11 protein-coding genes are annotated in these 12,244 nt (G+C 55.0%); all 11 read left to right on the forward strand.

The features are described from left to right. The first annotated feature begins 241 nt into the window (after positions 1-241). The 11 genes from LAO76_06720 (at position 242) to LAO76_06770 (ending at position 12,064) form a co-directional block, all read left to right on the forward strand. Positions 242-1,678 (forward strand): sigma-54 dependent transcriptional regulator, encoded by a 1,437-nt coding sequence (locus tag LAO76_06720; GenBank protein MBZ5490607.1) that lies wholly within the window; start codon positions 242-244, stop codon positions 1,676-1,678. Positions 1,679-1,888: 210 nt separating this feature from the next. Next, complete coding sequence (locus LAO76_06725; protein ID MBZ5490608.1) at positions 1,889-2,035, forward strand: lmo0937 family membrane protein; 147 nt, start codon at positions 1,889-1,891, stop codon at positions 2,033-2,035. A gap of 280 nt (positions 2,036-2,315) precedes the next feature. Next, the gene (locus tag LAO76_06730; GenBank protein ID MBZ5490609.1) at positions 2,316-3,077 is read left to right on the forward strand and encodes a TIGR04290 family methyltransferase; all 762 of its coding nucleotides are present in this window, start codon (positions 2,316-2,318) and stop codon (positions 3,075-3,077) included. Between the two features lie 30 nt (positions 3,078-3,107). Further along, the gene (locus LAO76_06735; protein MBZ5490610.1) at positions 3,108-4,028 is read left to right on the forward strand and encodes a beta-xylosidase; all 921 of its coding nucleotides are present in this window, start codon (positions 3,108-3,110) and stop codon (positions 4,026-4,028) included. 3 nt (positions 4,029-4,031) lie between these two features. Continuing rightward, positions 4,032-5,150 (forward strand): NAD-dependent epimerase/dehydratase family protein, encoded by a 1,119-nt coding sequence (locus LAO76_06740; protein ID MBZ5490611.1) that lies wholly within the window; start codon positions 4,032-4,034, stop codon positions 5,148-5,150. A gap of 29 nt (positions 5,151-5,179) precedes the next feature. Further along, the gene (locus LAO76_06745; protein MBZ5490612.1) at positions 5,180-6,292 is read left to right on the forward strand and encodes a GDP-mannose 4,6-dehydratase; all 1,113 of its coding nucleotides are present in this window, start codon (positions 5,180-5,182) and stop codon (positions 6,290-6,292) included. Continuing rightward, positions 6,289-7,587 (forward strand): TIGR04295 family B12-binding domain-containing radical SAM protein, encoded by a 1,299-nt coding sequence (locus LAO76_06750; protein MBZ5490613.1) that lies wholly within the window; start codon positions 6,289-6,291, stop codon positions 7,585-7,587. The genes LAO76_06745 and LAO76_06750 overlap by 4 nt, the downstream gene beginning before the upstream one ends. Then, a complete protein-coding gene (locus tag LAO76_06755; GenBank protein MBZ5490614.1) occupies positions 7,575-8,681 on the forward strand; it encodes a glycosyltransferase family 4 protein in 1,107 nt (368 codons plus the stop codon). Before LAO76_06750 ends, LAO76_06755 begins: the two co-directional genes overlap by 13 nt. After that, positions 8,678-9,799: a glycosyltransferase gene (locus LAO76_06760; GenBank protein ID MBZ5490615.1), complete on the forward strand. Its 1,122-nt coding sequence runs from the start codon at positions 8,678-8,680 to the stop codon at positions 9,797-9,799. Before LAO76_06755 ends, LAO76_06760 begins: the two co-directional genes overlap by 4 nt. Continuing rightward, a complete protein-coding gene (locus tag LAO76_06765; GenBank protein ID MBZ5490616.1) occupies positions 9,796-10,878 on the forward strand; it encodes a glycosyltransferase in 1,083 nt (360 codons plus the stop codon). Before LAO76_06760 ends, LAO76_06765 begins: the two co-directional genes overlap by 4 nt. Positions 10,879-10,957: 79 nt before the next feature. Further along, positions 10,958-12,064, forward strand: coding sequence for a glycosyltransferase (locus tag LAO76_06770; GenBank protein ID MBZ5490617.1), 1,107 nt, complete (start codon positions 10,958-10,960; stop codon positions 12,062-12,064). The last annotated feature ends 180 nt before the right edge of the window (positions 12,065-12,244 follow it).

Raw genomic sequence — 12,244 nt, forward strand, 5'->3', positions numbered from 1 at the left:
CTCAAAACGTCAAAAGAAGTGTGCGGTCGTTTACCTTCCGAATGGTAGTTAACTTTGTAAAGCGGGAACCGTTAGCGGCGGGAACCCACGCACTTCTTTAATTAAGAGCACGACAATTAAAGCAGATTTGCCGCGCACAAGCGCGACTAGGGTATTTTTCGTCGCTGCGGATCCGGGAAGTCACACCCTTCGGGCCAAAGGAATTGAATATATGGCTTCCAGAGTAGCGGAAAGGGAATTTATGTCGACTGCAGTGCGGGCCATCCCCCGAGTAGAAGTTTCACCAGCCGAATCTTTATTTCTCCTGATTGTTGATGCAGATCGTTGGGCCAGGGACATTTCCAGGGACGTTGCCGCCAGCATGGGCTTCAAGGTCTACACCGCCGACAACACTCGCGCGGCATTGCGACAGATGGAAGTTCAGCCTGTCGATGTGGTCCTTCTTGACGTACGCCAGTCAAGCCAGGAGGGAGTTGATCTGCTGGCAAAGTTCAAGGAAATACATCCCCAGACTGAAATCATCATGGTCAGCGGGCAAGCCACAGTTGATTCCGTGGTTACGGCCATGAAAAGTGGCGCCTGTGACTTTATCCGTAAACCCTTCAAGAGTGAAGAATTGAAAACCCTCCTCACCCGCGCCGCGGGACGCCTGAGAAACTCGCTGGAAGATCGAATCTCCCGCGAGCACTTGCAGGCGAGCCCCGGCTATAACGGCATGCTCGGCCACTCCCCGGAAATGCAGAAGCTGTATCGCATTGTCACCAAGGTTGCCACCAGCAGGCATCCAGTGTTGGTGCAGGGTGAAAGCGGCACGGGGAAAGAAACCGTTGCGCGCGCCATTCATGCCAATGGGCCTTTCCGTGACCGTCCTTTCCTCCTTGTGGATTGCGCGGCTACCGGCAATGGCGTTTTAGAAAATGAACTGTTTGGCCCCCTGAAGTCGGCCAACGGTTCGGCAAAATCCAGGGACGGTATGTTTGCGCTGGCCAGTGGTGGCACCGTTTTCTTCGATGAAATTGGTGAGATGCCTCTGGACATTCAAGGCAAGCTGGTTCGTGCCTTGCAGGAAAGAGAATTTCACGCGCAAGGCACTGGAAAAGCTATTCCGGTCGATGTCCGAATTGTTGCGGGTACCAGCCGTGATCTGGAATCGGCGGTCCAGCAGGGAACTTTCCGCCGCGATCTTTTCTTCCGTCTGAACGTGGTTGGCCTCCGCCTGCCACCGCTTCGTGATCGCAAAGAAGATATTCGTCCGCTGGCGGAAAATTTCCTCGAGCGCGTCGGTCAGGCCCGGCACATGCAGTATTCCATCAATCCTGATGCCTTAAAGCTGCTCCAGTTTTATGAGTGGCCGGGCAACGTGCGTGAACTGGAAAACTGTCTGGAACGTGCTGTGGCAATGAGTCCTGGGTCCGTGTTGCAAACCGCGGACTTTCCTCCTCATATACGGTCGGCCTCTCTTCGCACCGTGGGTCCGGAAAAGCAAGCCAGGATACTTCCCTTGGCTGAACTGGAAAAGCAGGCCATTCTGGATGCATTGCACCAGCTCAATGGGGATAAACTGATGACCGCGCGAGCGCTGGGAATCGGCAAGACCACTCTGTATCGCAAGCTGAAGGAATATGGAATCGCGCATTGGATTTCTTCACCAATGCAGACCCCCAACGGGATGAGGTAATCGGCTCATCCCTGCCCGAAAAATCTTCACTTAACTTTAGAAGGCACTCCGCCGAAATGCGCATCCAATGAAAAAGGATGGGCATTGCGGCGGGGGCGTCTTGACCCTGCTTTCCGGAAAACACATTTTCCAGAGACAACTCCGCCCAGAGATGCCGCTTCTCACCTTTGGTGGTTGCTGACTGAGTTTTCCTAATTTGAAGGGGTATCTATGCTTTGGACGATTTTTGCAATCCTCATTATCCTTTGGCTTCTGGGCTGGGGATTCCACGTTGCGGGCGGTCTGATCCATCTTTTGCTCGTGATCGCTCTGGTTGTTGCGGTCATCAACTTGGTCACCGGACGCAGGACTGTCTAGCATTTCCGCCGCGAAATCGCGATTGGCAAAGGTTTTGACGAAGTGGGAGTGGGCTGCAACTATAGGCGGCTCTGCTCCCTCTTTTTACGCCAGAAAGCTCCTGCCCGTTCAGCCCGGGTTGAGAGAGGGCGCTTCTTGCGCCATGTATTGGTATTTAAAGGACATCCTAAGTTCCTCGCACCGAGTCTAATCCCCTTTGTAAGCTGCATTGGCAGCGGAAATTGGTAGTCAACAGATGGTGACAACACGCGCGAACATGCCTGGAGTCGATACAGCGGCGATGCTGGACGGTAATCAGGAACTCACACGCCGTATCGCGGAAAAAGGCGATTGGTTTCACAATATCAACCTGAATGGGGTCTGGACGGCCCCTAATCACTTCCTGGGGGACTTTCCCAATGTAAAGTGGAAGCACATTGCCCCTGCGCTGCCCGCGGATCTGTCCGGCGCCAGCGTGCTTGATATCGGCTGCAATGGCGGGTTCCATTCCATTGAGCTCAAAAAGAGAGGCGCCAGACGCGTTTTGGGCGTCGATGTGGACGATCGTTACCTGGAGCAGGCGCGCTTTGCCTCTCAGGTGCTGGAACTCGACATCGAATTTGCCAAATGCTCTGTCTATGACGTGGATTCCATCCCTGGGCAATTCGACTTTGTCCTGTTTATGGGAGTTTTTTACCATTTGCGCTATCCGTTGTTCGCGCTCGACAAGGTCGTCAAGAAGGTCGGAGGAAGTCTGATATTCCAGACCATGATTCGCGGCTCTCTCACCAGTCCTGAGCTGCGGGAGGATTATCATTTCTGGAACATGGAGATATTCAAGGACCCTGATTTTCCCTGTATGTACTTTATTGAAAAGAATTATGCGGGAGATCCCACCAACTGGTGGATCCCCAATCACGGCGCAATGGAAGGAATGCTGCGCAGCTCAGGCCTGGAAATTACCTCTCATCCTGAACAGGAAACCTGGATCTGCGCCCCTTCTCACGTCACTAAGGACGACGGTAAATATCTTTTGGACCACGAATTAGCGGGCACTCTGTAACCTGGCCCAGCTCTATGCAAAGGTGCATGCATGGTTGAAGCAGTTATGTTGTGGAATGAGCCTAACAATCTCTCGCATTGGGATTTCAAGCTTGATCCCGATTGGAAAATGTTTGCCGGCATGGTCATTGCCGCCAGCAAGGCCATTCGTCGTGAGAATCCTGAGCTGCCCATAGTGCTCGGTGGGATCTCACCCATAGACCCTCATTTTATTCAACTGCTCGGCTCTTACGGCGTGCTGGATGCCGTAGATGTGGTCTCTGTCCATGGATTTCCGCTGGATTGGAACCACTGGCAACTTCAGGATTGGCCCAAAAAGATCGAAGAAATTCGCGCCGTCACCAGCAAGCCCGTCTGGGTTTCTGAAGCTGGTGTTTCCTCTTTCGGCGCTGAAGAAGTGCAGGCCTTTGGCCTCCAGCGCACGGCTGAGCTGCTGATGCCGATTGTGGACCGCGTGCACTGGTATAGCCTGCTTGACCTGCCGGCAACGTGGTCGGCCACTACACGCCACAAAGAAGCTGAAGGCAGCGCTTATTATCGCCATTACTACATGGGACTCTTGCGTGAAGACGGTTCACCCAAGCTGGCCGCGGAATCATTCCCCAGCGGAATGGGAATCTGCCAGTGGTTCCATTATGAAGATCCTCGTCTCGACCTCGCCGTCGATTGGTTGAAGCGCCTGGGCGTCAAGTATCTGCGCACTGGCGTAAGCTGGGCGGATTGGTACCGTGAGAACGCGGAAGCATGGTTCGATCGCCAAATGCAGGCCCTGGAACCTTTCAACACCACGCTGACGCTGTGTTTTACTCCGGAGCACATGGGGATCGCTCCCCATTACACTAGTCCGCCAAAACGCGCTGAAGACTTTGCTGAGTTTGCAGTCTGGGCCGTGCGCAAGTATGCCGCCGTAGCAGCAAGAAAAGATAATCCCGCTTTAATAGGAGCCAGGTAAGAAATGGCAAAGAACATACTCATCACTGGCGGCGCAGGGTTTGTGGGATCGCACCTTGCTGACGCTCTGCTGGCCGCTGGCCACCACGTTCGCATTCTTGACAACCTTACAGGCCAGGTCCATCGCGATGGAATTCCTGAATACCTGGCTGATGGCGTTGAGTTCATTCAAGGCGATGTTCGGGATTCAGCCGCTATGCGGCGCGCGCTAGCGGGCGTTGAGATCGTCTTTCACATGGCAGCCGCCGTGGGTGTAGGCCAGTCAATGTATGAGATTGAGCATTACATGGGTACCAACACGCAGGGCACAGCAGTACTGCTGCAGCAACTTCTGGACCGTAGATGCAGGGTGGAGAAGCTGGTGCTGGCTTCGTCCATGTCGATCTACGGCGAAGGAAAATATCTTTGCGCACAATGCGGCAGCGTGTCCCCGCAGCTTCGCACCGTCGACCAGCTCAGGCTCAAACAGTGGGAGCCAAACTGCCCCACGTGTGGTGAAGCTCTTACGCCGATTCCAACCGATGAATCCAAGCCGCTCCAGTGCAGCTCCATTTATGCGCTTTCCAAGAAAGACCAGGAAGAAATGTCGCTGCTCTTTGGCCGGACGTACAGCCTACCCGTAGTGGCATTGCGCTACTTCAATATCTACGGGACGCGGCAAGCGCTTTCCAATCCGTATACGGGCGTGGCCGCAATCTTCGCTTCGCGATTGATGAACGGCAATCCTCCGCTGATTTTTGAAGATGGAGCGCAGCTGCGTGACTTTGTCAGCGTGGAAGATGTTGTCCGCGCCAACCTGCTGGCCATGGAGTCTTCGCAAGCAGACGGCATGGCGCTAAACATTGGATCGGGTGAGCCGATTTCGATTCGTGAAGTGGCGACCGAACTGGCGTGCGCTATGGACTCTGACATTGCCGCGGAGCTTACCCAGAAATACCGCGCCGGCGATGTCCGCCATTGTTTTGCCGATATCTCTGCCGCACGCAAATTTCTTGGGTACACGCCGCAAGTACGTTTTACCGATGGATTGAAAGACCTGGTGGAGTGGTTGTGCTCACAGCAGCCGCAGGACCGTGCCGCTGAAGCAGTGGCCCAACTCAGCGAATTTGGGTTGACGGCCTAGTCACAACGATTTTTTTTGAAGGGGGAACAATGCGCAAGCAGGATACCCGCGCGGTGTTGATTTTTGGAGGAGCAGGCTTTATCGGGTCGAACCTGGCCCACTCTCTGCTCTCCCACACCGATGCCAAGGTGCACATTTTTGATAATCTCTCCCGCGCCGGAGTGCACCACAATGTGGAATGGCTGAGAAAAATGGCAGGCAATTCCGGACGGCTCCAGGTGACGGTCGGCGATGTCCGCGATGCCCGTCAGGTTGAGAAAGCCGTGGCCCATGCGAACGAGATTTATCATTTTGCCGCGCAGGTCGCAGTCACCACGTCTGTTGCCGATCCTCGGCATGACTTTGAAGTGAATCTCGCCGGCACATTCAATGTTCTGGATGCTGCCCGTCGGTCGGGCAATCGGCCTTTTATTCTGTTTACATCAACCAATAAAGTTTATGGCGAACTGGGCCTTGGCACGCCAGTCATCAGCGGCAAGCGTTATATAACTCCGATGCAGCAGGGCGTTTCAGAATCACAGCCGCTGGATTTCCACTCTCCTTATGGATGTTCCAAAGGCGCTGCTGATCAGTACGTGCGCGATTTTGGCCGAATCTACGGCATGCCAACCGTTGTCTTCAGGATGTCCTGTGTGGCTGGGCCACGGCAATTTGGCACGGAAGATCAGGGATGGGTGGCCCACTTTGTTTATTCCGCTTTGCAGGAAGAACCAGTCGTAATCTATGGCGATGGACGCCAGGTGCGCGACGTGCTTTGCGTGGACGACCTGCTGCGCGCCTTCGACGCCGCGCGCCAGAATATTGAAATTACCAGGACTGAGGTTTACAACGTGGGCGGCGGCCCGCAGAATTCCATCTCTCTCCTTGAACTGATGGATGAGATCGCCATGTTGACCGGGCATCCAATGGAATGTGTGCTGAACGAGCGCCGCATTGGCGATCAACTGGTCTATATCACCAATAACGCCAAGATCCAGCAGGACACTGGCTGGAGACCCGAGATCGGGCTCAAGAAGACGTTGCGGCTTTTGCAAAGCTTCTGGGAAGAGAACCATGGAGTGCTGGCCAAGCGGCGGCGTAACACCGCACCAGCCTTGCCGTCCTTTGAACTGGCCACCGAACTCTCCGGGAGGGCGGGATGAAGTTTGCCCTGCTCAATCCCAACTGGGACTTCAAGGGCTCAACCTATTTCGGCTGTCAGGACGCGCATACTCCGCTTGAGCTCTTGTTTGCCGCCGATCAATTGCGTATTGCTGGTCATGAATCTCTGGTAATCGATGCGCAGACGGACACTCTCAGCATCAACGAAGCGCGTCGTCGGCTCGATGCATTCGCGCCCGACTTTCTAGTGATCCCGACTGCGCCTTCATATCTCTTCTGGCGCTGTCCACCGCCGGAGCTGCGCGTGCCTATGGAATGGTTTGCCGGCTTGCGTAGCAATGCGATCAAAGTCGCTATTGGCCCGCATCCTTCGGCGACGCCCGCAGCGACTATCCGCAAGACTGGCTGTGACGTGACGCTACGTGGAGAACCCGACCAGATTCTGGCGGAACTCGCGAGCAAGCCGTGGCATGAGATTATCGGCTGCTGCTTCAGAGAAGAAGATGGGCAATTGCACATCAGCCCTGGTTCGGCCGTTACAGATATGGCCACCTTGGGACCGCTTGATTTCAAAAATTACAACGTTGGAGCGCACTGGCATCGTCACCATGTCTTCACCAATGATCACGGTCTTGGAGCAGAACTGGAGTTTGCCCGTGGATGTCCCTGGGCATGCACCTTCTGCAACAAGACGCTTTTTCGCAATAAATTCCGCGAGCGCAGCGTGGATGCCGTTCTCCAGGAAGTGGATACGCTGATCGCGCGCGGCGTCCAATACATTTATTTCATCGATGAAATCTTCGGCGTCGGCAAGAATGTTAATCGTTTGCTGGAAGGCATTGCTGAGCGTCCGATGAAGATTGGTTTTCAGACGCGCATTGATCTCTGGAATGAAGACACGCTGGACCTTCTGGGCCGCGCCCATTGCATTTCCATGGAATGCGGAGTGGAGTCCATCACGCCTGAAGGCCGTGAAGACCTGAATAAAAATTGCCGCATAGGCACGGACCGCATCGCGGAATTGCTGGTCTATGCTCGCGGCCGCATTCCGTGGGTGCAGGCGAATTTGATTCTCACGGAGCGGGACGATCGCGCGGAGATTCACCGCTGGCAGGAACAATTGAAGCAAAAAGGCGTCTGGGTGAGCGAGCCGGTGCCTATGTTCCCATATCCAGGGAGCCCACTTTATAACCAGACTTTTTCCGCCACGCCGGACGACATGGCCTGGGAGCGCGCCCATCGCCACTACACGTCGATGTTTGCGGACAAGGGCTATAGCGACATTCAAGAGCAAACGCCGCTGGCGATCGAGGAATTGGAAACATGCACATCTTAGTCACGGCGGATACGCTGGGCGGTGTTTGGACATACACGCGGGAGTTGGTGACGGGGCTTGTACGCCGCGGCGATCGGGTCACGCTCGTGAGCTTTGGCGACATTCCTACCGCCGCGCAAACGCGTTGGATGGACGGCCTGGCCAATCTTGATTATCGACCCACGGCGTTCAAGCTGGAATGGATGCTCGATTCTGAAGCCGACATGGAAGCATCGTCCCAATATCTTCTGGCGACTATCGATGAAAGCCGTCCCGATCTTCTCCATTTCAGCCAGTTCTATTACGGAGCTTTGCCGTGCGATGTTCCGCGCGTCGTGGTTGCTCACAGTGATGTTGTGAGCTGGTGGATGTCCGTCCACCGGCAGTTGCCGCCGGAAACTGAATGGCTGCACTGGTATCGCCAGATAGTCACTCGCGGCTTGCATGAAGCCACAACTGTGGTCGCGCCTTCGCGCTGGATTCTGGAACAAATTGAGCTTTATTACGGCAAGCTTCGGTCCAGCGCCGTAATTCACAATGGCCGTAGCCCCGCCTTGTTTAATCCCTACATCGGCAAACAGGAAACCACCGTGACGTTGGGACGTTTGTGGGACACCGGCAAGAACGTATCCCTTCTGCTGAAACGTGAAATGCCCGGATCGGTGCGCATCGTTGGATGTGACCGCCATCCTGATTTGCAACATCATTCCTTCGTGGCTGAAACAATCAGACCCAACATTTCCCTGGATCCCCAGCAGGATGAGCGGCAGATCACGCAGACGCTGGCTCGCGCCGGAATTTATGCCGCAACTTCGCAATATGAGCCGTTCGGCCTGGCTCCGGTGGAAGCGGCGCTTTCACGCTGCGCCATCGTTGCCAGCGATATACCCTCGTTCCGCGAACTCTGGGAAGGTGCGGCAATTTTCTTCCGCAACAATGATCCGGAAAGCTTGAGTGAGGCGCTTGAACGTGTCCAACGCGACCCTGTTTTACGCCTGAGCTACGGCAACATGGCGCTGCGCCACGCGCGGCTGCATTTCACGGCTGACCGCATGGTCGCGGACTACAAGCATCTTTATCACAAGCTGGCCCCCGCGCAGGCCCTCAGCGCATGAGCCAGAAGCTCAATATCGCTCTCTTTTCCCACTCCATGGTTTCTGACTGGAACCATGGCAACGCTCACTTTCTGCGCGGACTGATGCGTGAACTGGTGCGCTTGGGCCACACTGTCCGCTGTTATGAAGAGTTGAGCTCCTGGTCGCTCACCAACCTGATGAAGCAGGAGGGCGAGCGCGCTATTGAGGCCATAGATTCTTTCCGCCGCGCTTATCCTGAACTCGATATCCGTTTTTATAAGTCCGGTGACGACGATTTCTCCCGGTTTCTGGAAGATGAGTTGAAAGAGACCCACGTCGTCTTGTTGCACGAATGGAATGATCCTCGAGTGGTAAATCAGGTGCTCGCGTTGAAGAAAAAGCTTGGCTTTACCGCGCTGTTCCATGACAGCCATCACCGCGCTCACACTAGCGCCGGTGAAATTCTAAAGTTTCATTTGCACCTGGTGGATGGCGTGCTCGCGTTTGGCGAAGCCATCCGCCGTATTTATGTCGATGGCTTCGGCATTAACCGCGCATGGACTTTTCATGAAGCCGCTGACGTGGAGCAGTTCCATCCGCTCCAGCGCCGCAAAGAGATTGACGTGGTCTGGATCGGCAACTGGGGCGACGATGAGCGTTCCGCCGAACTGGATGAGTTCCTGATCCAGCCGGCGCTGGCCCTGCCGGAACTGCGCGTGGTGGCTCACGGCGTCCGTTATCCCGACTTTGCGCTGCAAAAGCTGGTCGGGGCCAACATTGAGTATCGCGGCTATTTGCCCAACTTGTTTTCTCCACAGGTTTATGCGGAAAGCGTGGTCACCTTGCATATTCCACGCCGTGAGTATGCAAATGGCCTGGCCGGTATTCCCACCATTCGCGTGTTCGAGGCCCTGGCCTGCGGTATTCCGCTGGTCTGTTCGCCCTGGATGGATCAGGAAAATCTCTTTCGTCCCGGCGAAGATTACCTGGTAGTGAATGACGGCGTTGAGATGACGGAGCAGCTGCGGCACCTTCGCCGCGATGGAAAGGCGCGTTATCAGCTTGCCGAAAATGGATTGCAGACCATTCGTGAGCGCCATACCTGCGCTCATCGCGCGCAACAACTGATGGAAATCTGCCAGGAGATCTCGCGATGAAACTTTTCGTTTTTGGCTCCAGCATCACATCTTCTTACTGGAACGGCGCGGCGACTTATTATCGCGGCATTTATAAGCAGCTTCACGTGCTGGGACATCAGATTACATTCGCCGAGCCTGACGCTTATCGCCGCCTGCAAAACCGTGATGCGGGCGATTTCAGCTACGTTGAAACCATAGTTTACAAAGATGCTGAAGAAATTCCCGCCCTGCTGAAGCAGGCCGCCGAATGCGATCTGGTGGTCAAGCACAGCGGGGTGGGCGTATTCGACGAACTGCTGGAAGAAAAAGTGTTGGAGTGCCGGTCCGATAAGACCCGGGTCGCGTTTTGGGACGTGGATGCTCCCGCGACTTTGTCGCGCGTGGAAACAAATCCTACTGACGCATTTCGTGCGCTCATTCCCGAATACGATTTTATTTTTACTTATGGCGGCGGTGCGCCGGTTGTGGATCACTACCGGCGTCTGGGCGCGGCCAATTGCCATCCCATTTACAACGCACTAGATCCGGAAACGCATCATCCTGTCCCGCCGGATCCAGCTTTGGCCTGCGATCTGTTATTTGTAGGCCATCGCTTGCCGGACCGCGAGCGCCGCGTAGAAGAGTTTTTCTTCCGCGCAGCCGAGCTTGCTCCAGAGTTCCATTTCGCATTGGGCGGGGAAGGATGGGGCGGCAAGCGGCTTCCTGCCAATGTCCGCTGGATAGGCCACGTGGGTACGGGCGATCACAACCGCGTGAACTGTTCCGCGCACATGGTGCTGAACATCAACCGCGACTCCATGGCGGGCGTGGGATTTTCTCCGCCCACGCGCGTCTTTGAAGCCGCCGGCGCAGGGGCGTGCCTGATTACAGACCGTTGGGCGGGTATCGACCAGTTCTTTGCCCCGGAAAAAGAGATACTGGTAGCGGACTGCGCGGAAGGAATTGTTTCCTGCTTGCGGAACATCTCCGCAGCCAGAGCAAAAGAGATTGGCCAGAACATGCACGCGCGGGCGTTGCGCGACCATACGTATGCATTGCGAGCGAAAGAAGTGGATGCCATTCTTGAACCGGTGTCAGTGGGCCCTGTAACAGGTTGACGTTATCCTTGCTCGGGTCGGGAAACGGCGCATTTCACCAGCGAGATAAAGCTAATTGCTGACTGCTGATTGCTGATTTATGAAAATCACTATTTTCGGTCTTTCGATCACTTCGTCCTGGGGCAACGGACACGCGACTACGTTTCGCGCCTTGTGCCAGGCGTTGCATCGTCGCGGGCACCGCATTGTGTTTTTTGAGCACAATGTGGAGTGGTACCAGAACAACCGCGACCTGCCCAATCCCCCATATTGTGAAGTAAAGATTTTTGAAAGTTGGGAAGAGATTCTTCCGTCCGTCAGGACTGAGCTGCGCGATTCCGACATCGCGATGGTCGGCTCTTATTTTCCGGACGGTATTGCCGCCTTGGAAGAGGTACTGGCGTCGAATGTCCCGATAAAGGCTTTTTATGATATCGATACGCCAATCACGGTTCGCAGCCTCCGGGAAAATGGCCGCGCTGACTATCTGCTTAAGTCGCATCTTTCTGAATTGGACATTTATTTCAGCTTTACCGGTGGCCCGCTGCTTCAGTTGATTCAGGAAGACTTAGGATCGCCGTTTGCTGTGCCGCTCTATTGTTCGGTCGATCCGGACAAACATTGCGCGCTCTCTGTAGATCCCAGATTTGCCTGCGACATGAGCTATATGGGAACTTATGCGCCAGACCGCCAGCCAAAGATCGACGAATTGCTGTGCGCTCCCGCCCGGAAATTGCCGGATCAGAAATTTATTGTCGCCGGCCCGCAATATCCGTCGCATATCGACTGGCCTGAGAACGTGGAGCGCACCATGCATTTGAACCCGTGCTATCACGCGCAGCTTTACAGCTCGTCGCGGATCACGCTGAATGTTACCCGGCGAGAGATGGTGGTGGCCGGGTACTCGCCTTCCGTGCGATTGTTTGAGGCTGCTGCCTGCGGCGCGGCCATTGCTTCTGACAATTGGCCAGGGCTGGAAACTTTCTTCACTCCGGGCCGGGAAATCCTTCTGGCCACCGGAGCGGATGATATGGTTCGCTACCTAAAGAATTATGATGACGCCGAACTTCGACGCATCGGCCGGGCCGCGCGCAACCGTGTCCTTGCCGGCCATACCAGTGATGTGCGAGCTCGGGAATTTGAGCAAGCTGTGGAAATCGCGAGCAGCTCAGCAAAACACCGCGACCCTTTGAACGCGATTAACTAAAAAGTTCCAGCCAAATCTCCGCCCGAGCGGCGATTTAACGTCACAATGTGAAGTTCGCGACGAAAGTTGCGTGCTACATCTCTTTACTTGTGTCACCAGAGTTGGATTCCGCATCTTATTTGTATTGTTCAATTTAAACCCTATGAGAGTAGCCCTTATTGCACCACCGTTCATTGCAGT

This window comes from Terriglobia bacterium (genome assembly GCA_020072645.1).
Lineage (GTDB): Bacteria > Acidobacteriota > Terriglobia > Terriglobales > Acidobacteriaceae > Angelobacter.